Here is a 21032-nt window from a genome sequence, read left to right as displayed (position 1 = left end):
GCATTCGAGTATACTCGAACCATAAAACAGTCCCCGTCTCGCTAGAGACGGGGATTTGTTTTTACTGTTTTAGCACGGTACAATACTATATATATGTATATAACACCACGCGTCCGGCTGATGCTCGTCATCGGCGCGGTTATCATCTGGACCGGAACGGTCTCACTAGTCGCCATCCAGAAATACAATCACTTCGGCTTTGATGCGCTCGATCTGGGAATCTACGGGCAAGTATTCCACCATACAGCCGAGGGTCGATTATTTGAATTCACGGTGCACCCGCACAACTATCTGGGAGATCACGTCGAGCTATTTATACTGCCGCTAATTCCGCTCTATCTGATGTGGCCCACAACCGCCATGCTGCTCATCCTTCAGGCTGGAGCCCTGGCCAGTGGCGCTATTCCGCTGTTCTTAATTGCCCGACAGCGGTTGAAAGGAAATTACCCACTCCTGATTGCCGGAGCCTACTTGCTCTATCCGATCCTTTTTAATATTGCACTGTTTGAATTTCATATTCTACCGTTCGCCATTCCGCTTCTCGGCTGGATGCTCTACTGGTATTTTGAAAAAAAATTCTCATGGTTTCTGATTCTGACGATTCTAGCGCTCAGCGTGCGCGAAGATGTGGCGCTCGTGGTCATTATGTTTGGCATTTTGGCGCGTATCGAAAAACGCTCATGGCACTGGATACTGACGCCCATCGTACTCTCTGGTGCATGGTTTATTGCGGCAGTAAAAATTGCTGGGTATTTTAATCAAACCGGCGGATATAAATTCATCTCACTCTATTCATGGCTGGGAGAAACTCCTCGGGAAATTCTGATGACCGTGCTGACGAAGCCGTGGTTGCCGCTCGGACAGATCGTCAGTTTAAATAATATTCTCCTGATTCTCGGCTTAACGCTTCCCTTAGCTGCGCTTCCATTGATCAGATGGAAATACTACCTCGTACCAGTCCTGGTTGCACTTCAGCTTTTTTTGGCACCCTTTAGCGCCACTATCCTTATCCAAACCCATTATACCAGCCTGCTAATCCCTTTTGTCTTTCTCACGGTGGTGGTGGCACTAAGCACTCCGTTCCCGGCATTCCTGCAGAGGCCAATTCGCTGGCTCAATCAGGTCAAACCGCTTCCTACCGTGCTGGCCAGCGCGGCAATCCTTTATTCGTTTATCACCTTAAGTCCGCTGATGAGCCTAGTCTCTCGCGCGACGCCCAATGCTGAAACCAAGGCCAGCGTTACAATAAAACAAGAGGTGGTTAACGCCGTTAACCAATCTGACGCAGTTGTCGCCAGCTTTGATATGCTGCCGGCGCTCGCTGATCGCGATCGGCTCTATTCACTACATTACGCTTTCCTCGGCCACCGCCAATACTCAAACGCGCCCTTTGTCATACCGCGGCCCATCACCAGCCTGGTGATTGATGCCAGCGACTTTATCGTCTACCAATTGCAGGCGCAAACCATCTCCTCTTATGGAGAATACTATGATGAAGGGGCGGGGCGCATACGTTCGTTGATAGCGGATAATAATTTACAGGTAGCTACGGTAGCCGATAGCATCATTCGCTACGCTCCAGCGAACGATGATTCACCCCCGATCTTATACACCATTGGCGCTGAAATGCCAACCGATGCGCTGCTGACTGAACAAATACTGAATGATCAGCTCACGCTCGTCGGCTGGCGTCATGGACAATCCAACCCCATCGCCATACCATCAGGACGGGTAATATCCACTGAGCTCTACTGGCGGCCGACGCTGACTATCACTGACGACTATCTCATAGACCTACAAATACATGATGCGACGGGCACCCCGGTCTACCACAAATACTACCCCTTCGGTTATGGTATCTACCCCACCAGCGACTGGGAACCAGGCAACATCGTACAGACTAATTATTGGTTTGCTATTCCTGATGAATTTGCCAATATCACAAACTCCATCCAGCTCCAAGTCATGACCCTCGAGGGATATATGACGTTGGATGCGGGCCGCTCAACCGCTATGCACATCGCTCAAGAGACAATGATTGGCGACCCGATTCCCATTACTCTGGAATAAGCTCAAAAATTTGCACGCTGGCATTGGTATATACGAGTCGTAAATAATCTTTCTGACTAGGGTCATACGACCCGAGCTCTATTTCTTTTCGTCCATACCAAACATAGCGTATGTCGTCCGAACGGAGCAGGTGTTCTTTTTCGGCGTCCTCAGAGTTATCTCGCCAAAACCATTCTTGAATAGTGTATTTCCATGATAAATTAATCGTCTGTGGCCCATGGCCAATCCACACCACCCGGCCAGAATAGGCAGGAATATAATTTCCCATATAATAGCTGGAAAAAACAATATCGCGATATCCCGCGTGATCCCGGAGCCAATGCATGCCATCGACATCGGTTTGTGGTAAATAATAAGGCAATCCTGGTTTGGTGGAAAACAAATAAAATTCTTGGCCTAAAATCTGTAGATTAGTCAGTGGCAAAAACAATATCAGCCCCATAACCACACATAGCCGAGCTAATTGATTGCCCAATCGCTGCAATATAAATATTATGCCAAATACCGCCAGCATTATTATGGGAATCTGCATTCCCTCGGACATGCGTCGCTGGAAAGTAACCGGTACATAGATCAGCACGGCTGCCACCACGGCCCATATTACCAGAAATAATTGTCGCGGGTCTTTATTCCGCAGCACTCGCCAGCCACCGATTAATGCCAGAGGAATTAACAAGCCAAATCCGATCAGGTACATCCAAACGCTGGGTGAGTATAAAATATTTTGGGCTGACCAATTGCGGGTTACCCAATCATACTGTGCCAAAAACCACAAATAAAGAACCGGGGGCGCGGTCAGGAGCCCCAGCACCACATAATGCTTAACCCAATGCCACTGTATTCGGTTACTCCGAATAAACATAGTAACCATATACACCAGCAACACCCCGAACACCGTTGGGCCATTAAACGGATGAAACCAGATGAGAAAAAAACTAGCAATGCCCGCGCCTACACTATACCGCGATAGGTTTGTATCAAACGCTCGCAGCATTAAATACATAACGAGAATCAAGAGCGTCAACGATGCTAATAAATGTGGTGAGTGTAATGCAGATAGAAATGTTACACTTTCAGAAATCCATATATCCGTAGGATGTTCATAGATATTATTCGCGTCAAATAAAAATGGATTAAAGAATACGCCCAATCCCGAGGCAAAACTGAGCGTGACTAAAGCCCAACGTCGCCAACGTAGGTCACGAATAAAATACGACAAAAACTTATACAATACCCATACCAGAATGAGTATCCAAACCGACCGGGCAATATGCAACGCTAATAAATTGGAAATGCCACTAATCTTAGTAAGCCACCCGACTGAGAGCCAGAGCGGGTTGATAAACGCCCTCGCCTGTTCCTCATGCGTAAACAAATTGATAAAAACGCCTTCCCCCTGTCGCACTTGTTCAATCATGGAAAGAAATACATTGGTATCCCCCGGCGCGAGATGATGCAGGCCGGTAAAAACCATGCCCACCGGGCGCTGAAGATAGCCAAAAATAAATGGGAGTGCGGTTACGACCACGAGCACGATTGAAACGGCCCACACGGTATAGCGTTCATATGTTGTCATGCGCTCTGACATCAGAAGATGAAATAAATACAATTAAATAAGTCAGTCCATATGCCACCAGTTCGCTGAAAATGAAAATAATGCGGGCTACAAACGCAATAGTAATCGCGATGGCGATCGGAATTGACTGCTGAAGTAACAGTACCATACACCATTCTCGAATGCCAACGCCCGAAGGGGTAATGAGCACTAAAAAACCAATTACCCAGCTCACGGCAAAAATGCCAATGGATTGCAGAAGGTGATGAGGAATGCTTTCCCCTGCGGCGGTAATACCATACGCAAAGCTCAGGCCCGTTAATGCCCAGTACCCCAGATAGGTGAGTACCGTTGTTACTCGAGATTGATCGGGAACGATTTGCACTGAGAGTGATGGTTTAATCCAGTATAATAATTGAACAAAGCGCATCGGGTAAAAAAGAAATAAAGCGGCCACGAAACACAAAATGCCAATGAGCCAACGCAATAATGCTGTTTCTGGAATCAGAAATGATACGAGAAAAAAAGTAATCATACCCGACCACAAGAGCACCCCCGATTCATACACCATCAAATACATGGCTTGTTGCGGACGAACCCCCCAACGACGCATCATCAGAGCTTTTGCTGCCAGCCCAAAAATATTGCCCGGGATATACCGTATCAGCGCGGTTTGAGAATATAAAAACAGCGCCTGACGCATACCCGGTTGAAATCCACCCGGCTTGGCCAAACGGTGCCAGCACCACGCCAACCACAAAAAACTAGCAACCATACTGATGAACGCGACGGACAAATGGCCAAATTTCAAATGAACAAATGCCGCACGTACGTCCGTCCAATATGAAAATAGTGGTACACATATTGAAGCGGCCACAATAACTCCCATCAGAATCCGCAGCGCGCGCTTCACTAAATGAGTTACCGGCATATTGGATTAAATCGTTATGTACTCAAATATCATGTGTCCACGCTTCATCATCGCCGATCGTCTCGCTTGATAAATAATTCCTTATTATCCTCCATGTCAAACCACATGGCAAAGAATAATGACTGAAGTCCCGAAATAAAAAATAATGAAGCAAATAATGCGCTGGTGGTGGAGACGGGCCCGGCGGCTAAACGATACACAACCAGATATAAGCCGAAAAGTGATCCAATGCTGAAAAACAAAATGCCAAAGCTGTAAAAAAAGACAAGCGGGTGGAAATCACGCACGACATATTTCACCCATAACCGCCACACAAAACCCCGTAATAGCAACCACGATATTCTCGGGATGACACTGCTCAAGCGTATGCCCGATTTTTGTCCGGCATAAATAGGTCGAATTGGTATCTCAACCACGCGGGCATTAATGACATTCAATTTAACGAGTAGATCATTAGGAAACCCATAGGATGGATACAGCGCCTTCAGGTCAATCCGCTGCAACGTCTGAAGACTAATCGCAGTATAGCCGGTTTGTGAATCGACCATTTTCCAATATCCGGAAGCAATTTTAGTCAATAATGATAAAAAAGAATTCCCCAAAAAACGATATTTCGGCATCACATTCCACACATCAGCGTAAATCAACCGGTTGCCTTTCACATATTCCGCTTGACCATCCACCACCGGGGCAATAATATGTGCTAATTCAGCCGGATCCATTTGCCCATCACCCGCCATCACTGTCGTCACCGGCACCTGATGTTCGTTCGCCCACCGATAGCCGGTCGCGATCGCCGCGCCAACTCCTTGATTATACGTATGCCGTAAGATAATACAGCGATCTCCCGCATCGCTTGCTTGCATGGATGTAACGATATTCACTGTCTGATCACTGCTGTAATCATCCACAATAACAATATGATCCACAAATGACGGCATTGATCGTATTACCTCGGCGATATGATCTGCCTCATTATGGGCCGGAACAACAACTGCAATTTTTTTATTTGATATCATGTTTAATTTCTGACAATTTTTTCGGCATTAGACCTAAGCGAAATTGAGAAAAATCAAATAGCTTAACCAATACCATCGAAATCCAGAGCAGAACTGTTACAACGAACACGCCCATTTCATTATAAAATAATAGCCCAAAAGCGGTTAGGAGCACAAAATTCCAAATATAGATTGTGCTATCAACCAGTAGGGCTAATGGCAGTATCCAAACGAGATACCAAATATTAAGCTTGATACTGAGAAGCATCACAAGCATCAGCAGTACCCAAAAAAAACGCTTAACTAAACTTTCAAATCGCCAGGAACGGCCAGGCAGACACAGGGCAGCCAGCAAAATGAGAACAAAAACGCCAACATAGGCATTCCGCGTCATCCAACCAAGCTGCGCGGGATCAAGCGAAAACCAATCGCCCAACAGGTGCACCAAGCTTAACACCACTGCTTTTGGCAGCGTGATAAATTCAAGGCTATAAAATGCCCCTCGCAAATTTTCTACATTTGACGACCAGCCGCCAAACGGCCAATACGCAACAGCGGTAAAAATAGTGGCGCCCAAAATTGCGCCAATGATAGTCACAATCTTTTTCCACCATATCGCCGTCTGCCGAAAAATCAAGACAACAACGAAGGGAATCAAAACGATTAAGCTATATTTGATTAAAGCACCAACCAACAATACCCAAATTGCATACAGGTACCGTTGGCGTTGAATCAAAAAAAGTGCGCCCAATACGGCAACCAATAGCATAATATCATTATGCGCGGAGTGAACTACTTCAAATAATATAAAAGGGTTCCATAAAAAAAATGCAGTGCCAATTCGAGCGGCCTCACGAGAACGAACCAGTAAAATTTTATATATCAACCAGCTTGAGAGAACTAACCAACCTATATTTGCTAGACGATAGATTATTACATTGAGGGCAATTGAATCGCCTGCTACTCGAGTTAGACCAAGGCTATAGAGCACATACACGGGGCCATATCGCATCACTTGCTCAGGCCAGATGACGATTGAGCTGTACCCTAATTCAGCAGGTGCGATCTGGTAGGGATTAATCTCGTGGTTGGTGGTTATAATACTACGCACGACATATCCGTATACATCAGCGGAGAGAAATGGCGGGCTTACCAAGAGAATGGCAATAAATAGCACGGCACCAATACATATCCAGCGCCATCCATTTTTTTCCTGAACAGAGCGCCTGCATTTCCAAAAAAATAATGCGTACACCAAAAAAATAGCGGCCAACAACAAACTGACGGCCCGGGTGTTGACTACCATGAAGCCAGTCGTCACCGTGAGTTCACTCACATGACGCTGGGCAGTAAAGAGCGCCAATAACGTGAATAGAAAAAAAATAATGGACAAGGTAATGGCAAACCTCATCACGACATTTTGACGAGCCGGTTTTTTTTGAATGTCTGCGGCGAAAGCGCGATTGAGCATAGGGTGCGGTCACTTTCTTCTATCTTATCGGGTAGCTGGCCAAATCACACAGAACTCACAATCTGCCAAAAGTATACGCCATTCATTCAGATGGAGCAAGTTCTTTTTTATCTAATATTAGCAAAAAAACTCGTCTCACAATCAGCACTAAACAAACTATGATCACGAGGGATATACATAAATATCCAGTTGAAAATGGGCCCCACACCTGCCAAATCAAAGGAAAACTTACATAATTTAAAATATCGTACCCGATGATCAACCCGGCAAGCCGTTTGTCGGCCACCAGCAACAAGAGTGGCACAAACCAGACGATCCACTGTGGTGAATAAAATCGAGAAAATAAAGTAAACAAAACCGTCGCCAAACTCATCCAGAGAATCAGCTGACGTGGTGTTATGAGCCACTGAGCAACCACCCGCCATTGTACGAGTGCATACAACGGAAGACTGACCTGCAGCAGCAGAAAAACAGTGAGCCCTAAATAATTCAATGGTGGGATGCCAGTAGACAGCAGGGGGCCTTGCAACAGCATAAAATATAAACTGCCAACACCGCCAGCTCGAGCTCCATGAAACAAATACGGACGCAATGAAACGAATCCATCAACAACAAAGCTGGCGACCAACACGCTCGCCACGATACTCACCCCAATCAAATAAAATTCTCGTATCACTCGGCTGGCTCGCTCTCCCTCGGTCTGCTTGATATATGCATACAACAACGGGAGAAAAATAATGGGATACCATTTAATTAAAAAAGCGACGGCAAACAAAATCGCGGCCCAACGCCATCGATGACTCAATATCAATAATAATCCAATCTGAACTGCTAATGCGACCAGCACATCAAACCGACTCAACCCAAAATACAGCATCGAGGGCAGGAGTAGTAAAAAAATATACCAAGGGGAACGATTAAGTTTTTTTAAGAGGCGCAGGCTGATGACGACCAGGCTAACCAGCGTCACCGTATTCATGACAACCAATACCCAACGATACGTCTCATACTCGTTGCCAAACAAATAGGGTAGCGTAATATAGGCTAAACCTGCCTGCGGATATTCCTGAAAAATACTGGCATCATACGGTGTTATACCGCGCGTCACCCATGAACCCCGCTGATAAAAAATATCAAGCTCGTGATCATCCCGGATCAATCGCGCTTTCGCTCCCTCGCTCCCAAATGGCACCTGAATGAAATCAGGCGCCCATAGTACTACCATGGCGCAGCAACTAACGATTACCAATACTCCCCAGGTAATAAGCCGTATTCGCATATTTATTCAGACACCACTTCATAAATAATCGCCTCACCGTCGCGATACACTTGGCGAAACCCGTCCGTCCGCTTCACCGCAGAGTTGAACGCTGCATGATTGGATTCCACAAAAACATATTGCGCGTGAAACGTATCGCGAATCGTCTGATAGATGCCCTCCTTTTGCTTTCCCGTCGTAATATCGACGATACTATTCCACAAATCGACATTATACGTGTAGGAAAAGGTCGGATCAAGGCCGGCGATGTAATACGCCTGGGGACTGCGATAAAATAAAATGGGGAACTCATCCCAGCTTGAATGGAAAACGATGGCGCCAGTGGTGATATGATCACGCATCCACGCCCCTACACCGGCGAATCGTTCAGTCGAAATACCACTCAGATAATCTTGATGCAGTCGTTTGACGTCTTTGGTCATAATCGCCACACTGCCAATGACTAAATAAAGGCTTACAATAATAGTCACGATCAAATACTGTCGGGTCCAACGACGCAGCAGGGGCAACCACTCTTGTTTCCAATGATCCCCAGCGACAGCCCGGAACATCATCGCACTAAAAATAACGGCGACGGGGACGTAATATTCCACGTAACGTTTTGACTTGAGAGTGAACACCAAAAATACAATAAACAGAAGGGCGAGTGTCAATTGTTTGCGCCCCAGTCTCCGCCAAAAAGCAGCACCCAGAACCAGAGAAGATAATACTAAAACGGTGATCAAGGCGGTGCTGGTCAATAAATTAAGCCATTGGTATGGGTACCATTCACCACCTACCGCAATAACTTTCTGATAGTTTACCACTCCGATCTGAACAAATTGCTGCCAATAAAATTGAAGATTAACGGGAAAATGAGGGTTAATAAAAATTCCTACGGTGGTACCCGCTAAGACGACGCCGAGCATCCGCAGCTCTTTGCTTGCCCGCAAAATGTTCGGCCAGGCTAAACGCCCGCCGAGCCGAAACGCATCCAGCACTAAACTGACGAAAGCGTAAAACCCGCTTGCCATGATCAAAATGCTAAACCCGCCGTACGCCCATACATACCCGGCTGCCAAGAAAAATAACGGCACATACCGATAGCGAAACAATAAATACAATCCACCAACTAAAAATAATAATGAAACGACCGGCGCCTTCACCAGGTTCAGTCGAAACATAAATGGAGAAGAAGCAAGGAGAAGCACGGCGAACCAAAATGCTCCAGGCACACGCTCGCGCCGCAGCAATCCATACGCCAACATAATAAAGCCGGTATTCAACAGCACGTGGGCGAATTTAGTTCCTTGAATGGGATCAAAAAAGTGCGTAAAAGGAATCAAAAAAACGTGATACAAAAAATGCTGATCAATATAGGCATCCCGCAGCGTCGAAACTTGAAGCCAGGGAAAGGTGGTCATCACTCCCTGCGCAGCAATTTGCCTGGACATTTCGATATGATAAAACGAATCCGGATCAGGAAATGTATCAATTGATTGTATCCATATAAAAATCCCCAGACTGCCGACTAGAAGCAATGCCCAGGGGAAGAATCGACGAGTAGTTTGGGAAATGAAAAGCATCGTAAGTAGATTCAGACGCAGCAGTCCCCACCAAGCATGGAGGCGGAGACTGCTCATAAGCAGCTTAGCACGGGACGGTACCAATTGTCAGGACCGAGACAATTCTTTTTTGAAATAATCAACCACCGGTATCGGTGACGGGTCAATCTTATTGAGCAACGCGCCATAAAAACCAACATACCCAGAAAATGTCAACGCCTGCATCGCCTCAGCAAACACCGTGGGCCCCTTCACCTGATACCGGACAAAAGGAATGCCGGCCCGAGTCAACACGCGCTGAGTAATGGCAAAGCGCCGCTGATTCCGTGGATGATACGAGCGTGATTCCAAAAAAATAAACCCTAAATTTCGCTTATTAGACCTCGGGAAACGCAGACCCTCCATCAAATGGTGATTCATTTCCGAAATAAGAAAAAAATTGGAAAACGCTTTGCTATTTTCGTTCACTTGATTTGCCATAACGTGAGCAATCCCCGATAGATGCTCGGCTGCAATAATCACCGGCACCCGACCATGCACCGCCTGAGCCGTTTGTTTAGCCACATTACGCACGGTTGGGCGTGCTATGCCCAACGATGCGTGCGCCATCACAATCTGTCTAATTACCTGATTAAATTCAGATTGAGTAATTTTGAGCAGCCCAGCTTGGCACAGTAAACCCAGAATCCCAGCCACTGAATATCCGACTGCCATGCGCGGCTGTTGGGATGGGTTAAATCGTGGAGTGAAAATATATGCGGGGATTTTATGCTGGCGAGCGTAGCGAGCGAGGGTTCCTCCGGCGCATATAATCATTAACTTTGCTCGAGCACGAACGGCTGGCGCGATACTTGCGGTTATTTCCTCGGTTGTGCCTGAATAACTCGATACTATATATAATGTATCCCGATCAACAAATTTCGGAACGGTATACTGATTGGTCAGTATCAGCGGTAACGGTAGCCGATCTTGAAAAACAGTACGAATAACATCAGCGCCAAGCGCCGAACCGCCCATAGCGTTTATCACAATGTGCCGCACCCTGCGAAATGCTGGAGGAACAATGATGTGTCGAGTGTCATCCCAGGCCTGCTGGCATTGCAAAGCAAGTGATTCAATCGAACCGAGCATACCAGAACGATCATATCGTTTTACGACCGATCGATTATCTAAAATCCGCATAAAAAAGACGGTGAAAGTTTAACGTGATACCATTGATAATAACACAAAAATATGGTATAGTACAAAGGTTATCAGAATATTTTTCACCCATCGGTAGCGCTATGTCTGGTCACTCGAAATGGGCACAAATTAAACGTCAAAAAGCGGTCACCGACCAACGTCGTAGTGGCCTTTTTACCAAATTAGCAAAGGGTATTTCCGTTGCGGCTAAGCAGGGTGGCCCGGATCCGGAAATGAATTTTCGATTACGCATGGCGATTGATACGGCACGCTCCGCTAATATGCCAAATGATAACATCGAACGGGCTATCCAGCGTGCCGCCGGAGTTGGTGAAGGCGCTATCATCGAAGAGGTTGTTTATGAAGCCTATGGCCCCCATGGTGTAGCCGTCATTATTGAGGCGGCCACCGACAATAAAAACCGCACCGCCAGCGACATCAAACGAATACTCTCACATAATAATGCTAATTTAGGAAGTACCAATAGCGTTCGCTGGATGTTTACGTCAAAAGGGATTATCCGCGTTGATCGAGAAGACGTGAGCGATCCTGAAGCATTTGAATTAGCGGCCATCGAAGGTGGCGCCGAAGATATTCGTACTGATCCCGAAGGATTCACGATCACCAGCACGCCAGAATCATTGCCCAGCCTCAAAAAACATCTTGAAAAAAATCAATTCCGCCTCACCAGTACCGAAATCGAATCAGTCCCCCAATCCACCGTGCCCCTGGATGAAGCAGGACGCAACGGCATCCAAAAACTTATTGAAGAGCTAGAGGAAAGCGAAGACGTTACCAATATCTTTACCAATGCGGAAATCTAAACCGAAGCCCATCATCATGGGGATTGATCCGGGCCTCGCCACAACCGGATATGGCATTATCCAGGAACGGGCAACCGGATACCACATCATCAGCGCAGGTACGGTCACGACGCCAGCCCAGATGGCATTCGGTAAACGACTGCACACTATCTATGACGATCTGACTGGCCTGATGCAGCGGTACCGCCCCGACGTCGTCGCTATTGAACAATTATTTTTTGCTCGGAATGTTACGACCGCACTTACGGTTGGCCAAGCCCGCGGCGTTGCTTACCTCGCCGCAATCCAGATGGGCTGCCGCATCTGCGAATTTACCCCCCTTCAAGTCAAACAAGCAGTCACTGGCTATGGCCAGGCGGATAAATCCCAGATGCAAAAAATGGTTAAACAAATCCTCAAATTGCGCTCCCTGCCACGACCGGATGATATGGCTGATGCATTAGCTATCGCCCTGTGCGGCGCACACACCCATCTCCCCACCTAAATCTCTATGGCTGCAGCAAAAAAATTACGCATTGTCAGTGTTGCCTCAGAGGTGGCGCCGTATTCCAAAACCGGCGGTTTGGCCGATGTGGCCAAATCATTGCCCAAAGCCCTGTCTGAAAATGGACACACGGTGTATTTGATCACCCCGTTTTATAAATTCATGCAGCAGCAAAATCTTAATATGGTGGCGGTTCCGGGGAAAGCCACCGTCTCAGTAGGTAAAACAAAGTATAGTATCACCTTTAATAAATTACAGTATAATCGTCACCTGACAATACTATTTATCCATAACAACCAACTCTTCGGCAGCCGCTCCCATATTTATGGCTACCCAAACGACAATCTGCGCTTCTTTGTATTTAACATTGCTACTCTGAAATTGATTGAACTTTTGAAACTCCGTCCTGACGTCATACACTGCCATGATTGGCAAACCGGGCTGATCCCTAACTTCTTATCTAAACATCGTAATCGCTATCCTTCACTCAAACGGACTGCCACACTTTATACGCTGCACAATCTTACCTACCAAATGGGGAGTAATTGGTGGGAAGTGCCTATTAAAAAAATAGACCCCGGACGAGGCGACCCAACGAAAACTGCGTCGCAGCAAATCGCCAATCTTAATTTCACCAAGCGTGGCATCGTGTATGCTGATTTGATCAATACGGTCAGCGAGCGGTATGCCGAAGAAATCACAACACCAGAACTCGGACAGGGCCTAGATCGATTGCTACGCCAACGCAAAAGCGACCTCTACGGCATTATCAATGGCATTGATTACGCCGTCAATAACCCAGCCTTTGATAATAACTTGCCCTACCCATTCGACGTTAGCTCACTCTCCCGGAAGAAAAAAAACAAACTGGCATTGCAAAAAAAAGTTAGGCTCGACCAAAATCCCGATATCCCCTTAATCGGCGTGGTGAACCGCCTCACCGAACAAAAAGGATTTCGCTTAATCATGGAATCAATCGACGTACTTATCCGTCTACCACTACAAATGGTCATTGTGGGTAGCGGTTTTCGGGAGTACATCGCCTTCTTTAAGCGCATTGCAAAAAAACACCCAAAAAAGATTGGCATCTATACTCCGTTTACCGAGGAGCTAGCCTCATTAACGTATGCAGGTTCTGATATGTTCCTGATGCCATCGCGCTTTGAGCCCTGCGGACTGTCGCAATTAATCAGCCTACGGTACGGCTCCGTGCCGATCGTTCATGAAACCGGCGGACTTTCAGACACCGTAACTAATTTCAATCCCCGCACCCGAAAAGGCAATGGTTTCGTCTTCAAGCATTACAGCACGGCCGATTTCTTAATCGCCGTCGCCCGGGCAATGGAAAACTATAAATACCCAAGTGCCTGGGAAGAACTTATGCGCCGCGGTATGCAACAAACCTATTCCTGGGAATTGCCTGCGCAGAAGTACGTCCAACTATACGCGCTGGCTAAAAAAAACAAAAGCAAACGCGCATGAGAATAACTTGGGCAAATTTTTTCCATATCTACCAACCACCCCAGTGGTCGCTCCAGATTATTCGAAAAGTCGTTCGTGAGAGTTACCGACCACTGTTACAGGTACTCCGACGACATCCCCACATTCATATCACCCTCAACGTGAGCGCATCGCTGACTGAACAGCTTGCCCACCATGGGTACCGAGACATCATTCGTCTCATTACTGCCGCTGCCCGGCGTGGACAAGTTGAACTAGTGGGCTCGGCTATCTATCATCCGATACTGCCTAAATTGCCAAGTCACGAAGTGTTGCGCCAAATTGAACGTAATACAAAAGTTAATCGTGCCTATTTTGGATCAATCTACCAACCACGAGGATTTTTCTTCCCAGAAATGGCGTATGACCCCCGTGTCGCTACGCTCACTCAACAGCTGGGATTCCGCTGGTTCATCTTGGATGAAATTGCCCAGCGTGGGGAATTAGGTGCCATTGATCCTACATTTCGCTACCGACATACACACACTGGTCAAACGGTCATCTATCGAAATAAATGGCTTAGTGATTATATCGCCTTTCATATCCCGCTGAATAAACCAAACGCATTCTGGGATGAGGTTGATCACACCGCCTATACCGGTCATGCATTTATTACCGCCATGGACGGCGAAACCCTGGGTCATCATCGCCCCGGCGCCGAACGGCTTTGGGAACGACTGGTGACCAACAAGCGCGTGCAAACAGTTACTATTTCAGAATTAATTAAACAAACGCCAGTCGCGCGACCAACCACCCCACGTCGTTCTAGTTGGTCTTCCCGACCTGAAGAATTACGACGACGGCAGCCCTATATTCTTTGGGATGACGCAACCAATTCTATCCACCAGTTACAATGGCAATTATGTAGTCGAGTGATTGCGCTGGTACAAAAAAGCGTAAAACATCCTGAATATTCCAAAGCACGTACATTGCTTGATCAATATTGTGCGTCAGACCAATGGTGGTGGGCCTCAGCCAAACCGTGGTGGAGCCAAAAAATCATAGTGTCCAAAGCAACCGAATGGGTTGAGTTAGCCAATCTCCTTGCACCAAAACAACGTTGGGCACAAACATACGCCGATCATATTATCCATACTGCCGAGGTCTGGCAAAAACAAAATCGATTCAAGCGCATCGCGGATCGGTATCTCGCGGCGAGCCCGTATACCTATGTTCATTATATTGGGGGCAAAAAAATAACTTCATCATAACCACACCTATGTATTGGGCAAACTTTCTCCATATCTATCAACCACCCACCCAAAAAGAATATTGGGTAAAAAAAATCGCCAATGAGAGCTACCGCAAACTCATGAGCGGCCTCAAAAAACACCCCAGCGCCAAACTAACACTTAATATTAACGCTGGCTTGACCGAACTCTTTGATCGATATAATTGTAAAGATGTTATTCGCGATATTAGATTCTTAGCAGAGAAGGGGCAAATTGAATTGACCGCCAGCGCCAAATACCACCCCTTCCTCCCTCTCATGCCAGAATCTGAAATCAAGCGCCAAATTGAACTCAACACCATCACTAATAAAAAATTCTTTGGTGACATTTACAATCCAACCGGATTTTTCCCGCCCGAAATGGCCTATAGCCGTGCGGTTGGCGAAACAGTCGCCAAGCTCGGATATCGCTGGATGATTTTGGATGAGTTGGCTCACTCAGGCGACCTAAACCAGGTTGACTGGTCAACTATTTATGCGCTCAAAGGTTTTGATGACTTCTTTGTTTTTTTCCGAGAGCGAGCCGCCAGTTTCCGCATCCTTTCCGCAGAAATTGGCATGAGCGTCTTTTCCGGAAGCATGCTAGTGAAACTACTTGGCGAACGAGTGAATAATAATGAATACCTCATCACGGCAATGGATGGGGAAACGTTTGGACACCATCGCCCCGGTCTTGAGCAGCTCCTGTTTGACCTCTATGAGACACCAGAGCTCACCGCTGCCACCCTCAGCGATCTGCCAAGCCATTTTTCTAAACGAGCAGCCATTGACCCCCGACCATCATCGTGGGCACTGATGAAACGGGATATTGAACAAAACACACCGTATTCCCGCTGGCAGGATAAGGATAATGAAATCCATGCCATGCAATGGGAGCTCACCTATATGGCTATTTCCGCCGTGGAAAAATTAGGTCCCACCCATCCTGATTACCCCGTATTGCGCGAGCGGCTTGACCGCGGTGTACACTCTGACCAGTACTGGTGGGCGTCAGCGATGCCCTGGTGGAGTATCGAAATGATAGAAGCGGGCGCCAAAGATCTCAAGGAAATAGTGCAGCGCTCTCAACTCTCAGAGCAAGAGAAAATGCACGCTCAAGAACTGTATCAAAATATTATCTTCACTGCTTTTGAATGGCAACGCAGCGGCAAGGTAGACGTTATGGCCAAATCAGCCGACGAAGATGTGACCCAGCGCATCACCACTGACATCCCCTATATTCCGGCTGATGAATTCAAGCAAATGCTGGACAATCTCGAGAAGCAAATGCACGAAGCAGCAGATGCTCAGGAATACGAACGCGCCGCCCAAATCCGCAATCGAGTCAACGAGCTTAAAGAAAAACAAGATCAGCTGACCACCAAACACTAACTATGGTGATGGGAAAACATCCGCCACTCTCTGCTCCGGCGCAACGCCGGCTAATGGCACGCATCACTGCGTTGATGGAAGAAAAAAAGTTTCACCTTACCCAAATACGTTCCCGTGGTCCGCGGTATTTTTTGGCGAGCGGTACATACCACGGACGACCCGCAATATTTAAAATGACCATACGACCGATCGCTCAGGAGCGATTGACGAATGAAAAACTGGGGAGGGAATACCTCTTCCTATCGACCATTCAAAAATTACGCTCACCACTTTCACGCGCCACGCCACGCGTATGGCATGGGGGTATCAGTCCACATGCCTGGTACATCCGCGAAGAAATACGTGGTACAGGCGCACTGCAGCCACACAATGAAACAAAATATGTAAACTCATTTTTCAATCAATCTTCACAACGACAGATAGGAACAACACTCGCCTCACTGCAGCAACAAAAAATTAGCGTCTTCCCCAAATCTTTTCAATCACTGCTCTATTCTCCGCAATTGCCGAGCTTCCTGTGGAAATTTATCGCACCCTACGCGCAGTTAGTAGACACCTTTATGCAACAGCCGGGATTTGCTGCCAGCTGTCGACCATATTTTATGGCAGCCGACAAAGTATTCAAACGTGCCCCGCGCGTACTGGCACACCAAGAACTGTATCCGGCGCATTTCCTTCGCGCCGGGAAACAATGGAAAATCATTGATTGGGAAAATATTGGCTGGGCCCTTCCTACCTATGACTATGTAGCGATGTGGCTCCGCGCCCACGAGCGCCCCCGCTGGCAAGCGGCATGGCAAAAACATTACGAACACGCCTATCGCCACTATCCCGACGCCAAACGACTATGGGATATGACGGTCTTTATTCAATCTCTCTTCAATGTAGTCGGGTATCATTTTTACCCCCGACGCGCTCACTTTTCTCATCTTGCCCGAGCCGCTGCCAAACAGCTTCGGCAGTACCCACAATTTCCTTCCCGGTAAATATTATTGCACCGGGCTTTGTGCGCCAAACCAGACTCGGCCAATTACCGGCGGAAACGATTTTCATGGTACACTAATAGCAGAAACAAATATTTCCACGCACCCTATGAACGTACTCTTTATTGCTGCTGAACTAGCACCATTAGCAAAAGTTGGTGGTCTTGCCGATGTGGCTGGCGCCCTACCCAAAGCACTTATCAGCAACACCACTGATATCCGAGCAGTCATGCCAAAATACAGCACTATTACGCTCCCACCAAATGCAATGAAGCTGGTTGCGGAAAAAGTGCCCGTTGCATTTGCGGGGACCACTGAATATATCAGCATCTTTCAAACTACGATCCCGGATAGCCAAGTGCCACTGTATCTCATCGATAACCCCCACTACTTGGGTACAGGGAGTATTTATTTTGATGAAATAACCGGTCCTGAGAAAACCAAGCATGAGGCAGAGCGATTCCTTTTCTTTTCCCGGGCCGCCGTGGCGCTTCCTGCCGCGCTAGCATGGTACCCCGACATCATTCACTGCCAGGACTGGCATGTTGGCATGGTGCCCTTGATCAAGGATGTGCTGGGTAAATCAGATCCAAAACTGGCCAAAGCAAAAACGCTGCTCACTATTCACAATTTAGAATACCAGGGCTGGTACACCCAAGAAACCGTGCTTAACCTTTTAGGCTTCTCCATAGCAGACCATCCCGTGCTGGCTAATACAAAAGATGGGATGTTAATCAGCCTACGCCAGGGCATCTTAACCGCCGATGCTCTGAACGCGGTATCGCAGGCGTATGCCGAGGAAATACTCACCCCAGAATACGGCGCCAAACTGGAGGGAGACATTGCGACTCGCCGCGCTGATTTGTCCGGCATTTTAAATGGCATTGATGTAAGTATATTTGACCCCGCTACTGATCCCTTAATTACAAAAAAATTCTCAAACAATGACCGTGCCGGCAAAATTGCCTGCAAAGCGGCCCTGCAAAAAACAATGGGGCTGCCCCCGGCGCCCGAAAAGCCCCTCTTGGCCATTGTCACGCGCCTGGCTCAGCAAAAAGGCGTCGATCTCCTGGCCGACATCGCTGATGATATTGCCGCCATGGGCGCCCAGCTCATTGTCTTGGGCACCGGGCTTGAAACATTGGAGAAGCTGATGACCGACGCGGCGCTACGTCACCCCGAATCAATTGCGGTACGCATTGGATTTGATAATGCCCTGGCCCATCAGATCTATGCCGGCAGCGACGCTTTCCTCATGCCCTCCCGCTATGAGCCGTGCGGCCTAGGACAGATGATTGCCATGCGCTATGGCGCCCTGCCAATTGTCCGAGCCACGGGAGGACTGAAAGACACTGTGCACGAGGTTCGAGCTGATGGAACGGACGGAGAGGGCTTTGTCTTCACCGAATTAACCGCCGATGCATTCCGCAGCGCCATCCAGCGAGCGATCACCCTTTATCAGCAGCCAAAATCATGGCATACTGTAGTCATGCATGATATGGAACTGGATTTTTCCTGGGAAGCCTCAGCTCGCGCCTATCAAGCACTCTACGACAAACTGATTACTACAGCGAGCAAACCACACTATGCCAACGTCAAAAAAAACAAATAAGAAGCCTCTCCCCGAGGTTAAAATATTCCCTACTAATAGCGAAATCCGGATTGATGAAATCCACGATCGCTTTATTATCGTAGCGCCCAAACGCGCCAAACGCCCACATGATACACAACGCGTCCAGGATGTGCCGGTCAAATCGAAGGACTGTCCGTTCTGCTTGGAAACAAAAATGATGTCGCAACGGCCTCTGTATCAAGAAGGGCCCGACGAATGGTGGGAAATTAAGGTTATAAAAAATATCTTCCCTTTTGTCAGTCCAGACAACCCTAAAGCCTACGGTCATCAGGAAGTGGTTATCGAAACACCCCACCATAATAAAGAATTTGCAGAATTTGGCGAGGCCCACGTCTACCGAGTGCTGAAAGCATACGTGGCGCGCACCCTGGCTCTCATGCAAGATCCAAAAATCAAGTATATTATTATTTTCAAAAACCACGGTGGTGTTGCCGGCGCTTCACTGGTACACGCCCACTCTCAAATCATGGCGGCTGGCTTTGTGCCGAGCCATATAATTAACAAACTCAGCCGAGCTAATGCCTACCAAACGAAAAATGGCATCTCCTACTATAAAAAATTAGCCCAGGACGAAGCCCGCGGGCCGCGCCGTATCTACAGTGACAAATATCTCACCGCTTTCTGCCCCTACGCTTCATCCTACAATTATGAAGCGTGGATTGTGCCAAAACGGCAAGCAGACAATATCACCGTCCTTGAGGAAGACGAATTGAAGTCGCTCGCAAAAGTGCTCAAAAAAATTATCAAGCGTTTGAATGAGTTGCAGCTTCCCTACAATTTCTACATGCATCAAACCGTCACCGACGCGCAAGAATACTTTTATCTACGGGTATGCCCCCGCCGTGACACCTGGGCCGGCGTAGAGCTTGGTTCAAAGGTTATTGTGAACACGGTCGCACCCGAAGACGCCGCGAAATTCTACCGAGGACACTAGCGAATATCAGTCACAAGCTCAGTCAGCAGCTGCATCAATAATGCCAGATGCTTTTTCTGCTGTTCAATGGGCTGCTCGCGGGCAACAATGTCAGCTAAAATAGTGCCCAGCGACCGCTCAATCAGGCTGCCTCGAATCAGCTCAGCTGGCTCGCGCAGACCAAGTCCGATGGCCACCCGCACTAATCGTCGTCGCCAGGACCGAACCGGCAGCGCCCACTCCGCATACGGCAATCGCCAATCCCCGGACATTAAATAATCGGCCCACACCATAAACCCCAGCTCATACCCCTCCGGGTACATTTTGACATGGGCAAAATCAGTTAAATAATACCGATCACGCGTTTCATCATGATAAAGTTCTTTGGGCTTGAAATGCCCATGCGACCAGACCATCGCCCTGCCCGCAAAAAGTTTTCCAATGATGGCCATAGCGCGCCTAAAAAGAAGGGGGAACTCGGTTTCAGACAATAGCGTCGGCTGATGCCGCAACCGGCGCGCTTCCTCAGCGTGCACTGCCTGTTCGAACCAACGATAAATCCGATACTGGTGATACTCAGCTGCGGGCAGTTTTTCGGCGAGTGAGAGCTGACGAGTCGGCTGCTTCGGAAATTCTACTCGATACCATTGATACAATTGAAGAAAACGCTCCCGCGCCTCAACTGACAGTGGGGAAGCGAAGAAGCCGCCTGGCGTGGGCAATTCTTCCATGATCAGCCAACCCGCATGGGGCGACGCTATGGCAAAATCATACAATGCCGGGGCAATCAGCTGGGTGCTGGTACTGTGCTGTAACCAGGCTTGCAATGCCAGCGGCTCGTCACTCAACCGCCGTTCATCATATATCTTAAAAGCGGCCGGTTTATCCTGCCACGTGCCCAGGTAAATTATGTTACGCGGTATTGGGCGGCCCGGCTCCCACGCTTCGTAAATCTTCTTTCGAATATGAAATCCGCGCTCCTGAGCGATCTGCTGAGCTTTATGATGAAGTGGCGTTTTCTGATCCATAGGAATACCCACACGGTAGCATAGGAAGGGGAATA

General features: G+C 47.7%; 17 protein-coding genes. 9 read left to right on the top strand and 8 right to left on the bottom strand.

Annotated features, from left to right (window positions below; translation table 11 throughout):
* Positions 1 to 93 precede the first annotated feature (93 nt).
* Positions 94 to 2070 carry a DUF2079 domain-containing protein gene (locus HZC01_02380; protein MBI5037526.1) on the top strand — a complete coding sequence of 659 codons (1977 nt, stop codon included), beginning with the start codon at positions 94 to 96 and terminating at the stop codon, positions 2068 to 2070.
* On the opposite strand, the gene HZC01_02375 is transcribed toward HZC01_02380, so the two are convergent.
* From HZC01_02375 to HZC01_02345, 7 genes are all read right to left on the bottom strand, one after another.
* Positions 2057 to 3646, bottom strand: coding sequence for a hypothetical protein (locus HZC01_02375; GenBank protein ID MBI5037525.1), 1590 nt, complete (start codon positions 3644 to 3646; stop codon positions 2057 to 2059). The two genes, HZC01_02380 and HZC01_02375, sit on opposite strands and share 14 nt — an antisense overlap.
* On the bottom strand, positions 3633 to 4556 hold the full coding sequence (locus HZC01_02370; GenBank protein ID MBI5037524.1) for a flippase-like domain-containing protein: 924 nt from the start codon (positions 4554 to 4556) through the stop codon (positions 3633 to 3635). Before HZC01_02370 ends, HZC01_02375 begins: the two co-directional genes overlap by 14 nt.
* A 47-nt stretch (positions 4557 to 4603) precedes the next feature.
* On the bottom strand, positions 4604 to 5575 hold the full coding sequence (locus tag HZC01_02365) for a glycosyltransferase family 2 protein (protein MBI5037523.1): 972 nt from the start codon (positions 5573 to 5575) through the stop codon (positions 4604 to 4606).
* Positions 5562 to 7025 carry a hypothetical protein gene (locus tag HZC01_02360; GenBank protein ID MBI5037522.1) on the bottom strand — a complete coding sequence of 488 codons (1464 nt, stop codon included), beginning with the start codon at positions 7023 to 7025 and terminating at the stop codon, positions 5562 to 5564. Before HZC01_02360 ends, HZC01_02365 begins: the two co-directional genes overlap by 14 nt.
* Positions 7026 to 7107: 82 nt before the next feature.
* Complete coding sequence (locus HZC01_02355; GenBank protein ID MBI5037521.1) at positions 7108 to 8304, bottom strand: DUF2029 domain-containing protein; 1197 nt, start codon at positions 8302 to 8304, stop codon at positions 7108 to 7110.
* Positions 8305 to 8306: 2 nt separating this feature from the next.
* Positions 8307 to 9926, bottom strand: coding sequence for a hypothetical protein (locus HZC01_02350; GenBank protein MBI5037520.1), 1620 nt, complete (start codon positions 9924 to 9926; stop codon positions 8307 to 8309).
* Between the two features lie 30 nt (positions 9927 to 9956).
* Positions 9957 to 11030: a hypothetical protein gene (locus tag HZC01_02345; GenBank protein ID MBI5037519.1), complete on the bottom strand. Its 1074-nt coding sequence runs from the start codon at positions 11028 to 11030 to the stop codon at positions 9957 to 9959.
* A 101-nt stretch (positions 11031 to 11131) separates the two neighbouring features.
* On the opposite strand from HZC01_02345, the gene HZC01_02340 reads away from it, so the two are divergent.
* From HZC01_02340 to HZC01_02305, 8 genes are all read left to right on the top strand, one after another.
* On the top strand, positions 11132 to 11854 hold the full coding sequence (locus tag HZC01_02340) for a YebC/PmpR family DNA-binding transcriptional regulator (GenBank protein MBI5037518.1): 723 nt from the start codon (positions 11132 to 11134) through the stop codon (positions 11852 to 11854).
* Entirely contained in the window at positions 11841 to 12338 is a 498-nt protein-coding gene (gene ruvC, locus HZC01_02335; protein ID MBI5037517.1) for a crossover junction endodeoxyribonuclease RuvC, read from the top strand. Before HZC01_02340 ends, ruvC begins: the two co-directional genes overlap by 14 nt.
* 6 nt (positions 12339 to 12344) lie before the next feature.
* On the top strand, positions 12345 to 13820 hold the full coding sequence (locus HZC01_02330; protein ID MBI5037516.1) for a glycogen synthase: 1476 nt from the start codon (positions 12345 to 12347) through the stop codon (positions 13818 to 13820).
* Complete coding sequence (locus HZC01_02325; protein MBI5037515.1) at positions 13817 to 15049, top strand: polysaccharide deacetylase family protein; 1233 nt, start codon at positions 13817 to 13819, stop codon at positions 15047 to 15049. The genes HZC01_02330 and HZC01_02325 overlap by 4 nt, the downstream gene beginning before the upstream one ends.
* 8 nt (positions 15050 to 15057) lie before the next feature.
* Positions 15058 to 16440, top strand: coding sequence for a UvrB/UvrC motif-containing protein (locus HZC01_02320; GenBank protein MBI5037514.1), 1383 nt, complete (start codon positions 15058 to 15060; stop codon positions 16438 to 16440).
* A gap of 2 nt (positions 16441 to 16442) precedes the next feature.
* The gene (locus HZC01_02315; protein ID MBI5037513.1) at positions 16443 to 17426 is read left to right on the top strand and encodes a phosphotransferase; all 984 of its coding nucleotides are present in this window, start codon (positions 16443 to 16445) and stop codon (positions 17424 to 17426) included.
* Between the two features lie 106 nt (positions 17427 to 17532).
* Positions 17533 to 19035, top strand: coding sequence for a glycogen synthase GlgA (glgA, locus tag HZC01_02310; protein MBI5037512.1), 1503 nt, complete (start codon positions 17533 to 17535; stop codon positions 19033 to 19035).
* A complete protein-coding gene (locus HZC01_02305; protein ID MBI5037511.1) occupies positions 19010 to 19990 on the top strand; it encodes a DUF4931 domain-containing protein in 981 nt (326 codons plus the stop codon). Before glgA ends, HZC01_02305 begins: the two co-directional genes overlap by 26 nt.
* Here the strand turns inward: HZC01_02305 and HZC01_02300 are convergent.
* Positions 19987 to 20997, bottom strand: coding sequence for a hypothetical protein (locus HZC01_02300; GenBank protein ID MBI5037510.1), 1011 nt, complete (start codon positions 20995 to 20997; stop codon positions 19987 to 19989). The two genes, HZC01_02305 and HZC01_02300, sit on opposite strands and share 4 nt — an antisense overlap.
* Positions 20998 to 21032: the final 35 nt, after the last annotated feature.

Source organism: Candidatus Kerfeldbacteria bacterium, from assembly GCA_016214565.1.
Taxonomy (GTDB): Bacteria; Patescibacteriota; Patescibacteriia; order UBA10025; family JAHIVO01; genus JAXDBW01.
This window is presented reverse-complemented; position numbering and strand designations above follow the sequence as displayed.

Excerpts from the sequence above, each read along its gene's own strand:
- HZC01_02380 (MBI5037526.1), top strand. The coding sequence starts at position 94 with ATGTATATAACACCACGCGTCCGGCTGATGCTCGTCATCGGCGCGGTT.
- HZC01_02375 (MBI5037525.1), bottom strand. The coding sequence starts at position 3,646 with ATGACAACATATGAACGCTATACCGTGTGGGCCGTTTCAATCGTGCTC.
- HZC01_02370 (MBI5037524.1), bottom strand. The coding sequence starts at position 4,556 with ATGCCGGTAACTCATTTAGTGAAGCGCGCGCTGCGGATTCTGATGGGA.
- HZC01_02365 (MBI5037523.1), bottom strand. The coding sequence starts at position 5,575 with ATGATATCAAATAAAAAAATTGCAGTTGTTGTTCCGGCCCATAATGAG.
- HZC01_02360 (MBI5037522.1), bottom strand. The coding sequence starts at position 7,025 with ATGCTCAATCGCGCTTTCGCCGCAGACATTCAAAAAAAACCGGCTCGT.
- HZC01_02355 (MBI5037521.1), bottom strand. The coding sequence starts at position 8,304 with ATGCGAATACGGCTTATTACCTGGGGAGTATTGGTAATCGTTAGTTGC.
- HZC01_02350 (MBI5037520.1), bottom strand. The coding sequence starts at position 9,926 with ATGAGCAGTCTCCGCCTCCATGCTTGGTGGGGACTGCTGCGTCTGAAT.
- HZC01_02345 (MBI5037519.1), bottom strand. The coding sequence starts at position 11,030 with ATGCGGATTTTAGATAATCGATCGGTCGTAAAACGATATGATCGTTCT.
- HZC01_02340 (MBI5037518.1), top strand. The coding sequence starts at position 11,132 with ATGTCTGGTCACTCGAAATGGGCACAAATTAAACGTCAAAAAGCGGTC.
- ruvC (MBI5037517.1), top strand. The coding sequence starts at position 11,841 with ATGCGGAAATCTAAACCGAAGCCCATCATCATGGGGATTGATCCGGGC.
- HZC01_02330 (MBI5037516.1), top strand. The coding sequence starts at position 12,345 with ATGGCTGCAGCAAAAAAATTACGCATTGTCAGTGTTGCCTCAGAGGTG.
- HZC01_02325 (MBI5037515.1), top strand. The coding sequence starts at position 13,817 with ATGAGAATAACTTGGGCAAATTTTTTCCATATCTACCAACCACCCCAG.
- HZC01_02320 (MBI5037514.1), top strand. The coding sequence starts at position 15,058 with ATGTATTGGGCAAACTTTCTCCATATCTATCAACCACCCACCCAAAAA.
- HZC01_02315 (MBI5037513.1), top strand. The coding sequence starts at position 16,443 with ATGGTGATGGGAAAACATCCGCCACTCTCTGCTCCGGCGCAACGCCGG.
- glgA (MBI5037512.1), top strand. The coding sequence starts at position 17,533 with ATGAACGTACTCTTTATTGCTGCTGAACTAGCACCATTAGCAAAAGTT.
- HZC01_02305 (MBI5037511.1), top strand. The coding sequence starts at position 19,010 with ATGCCAACGTCAAAAAAAACAAATAAGAAGCCTCTCCCCGAGGTTAAA.
- HZC01_02300 (MBI5037510.1), bottom strand. The coding sequence starts at position 20,997 with ATGGATCAGAAAACGCCACTTCATCATAAAGCTCAGCAGATCGCTCAG.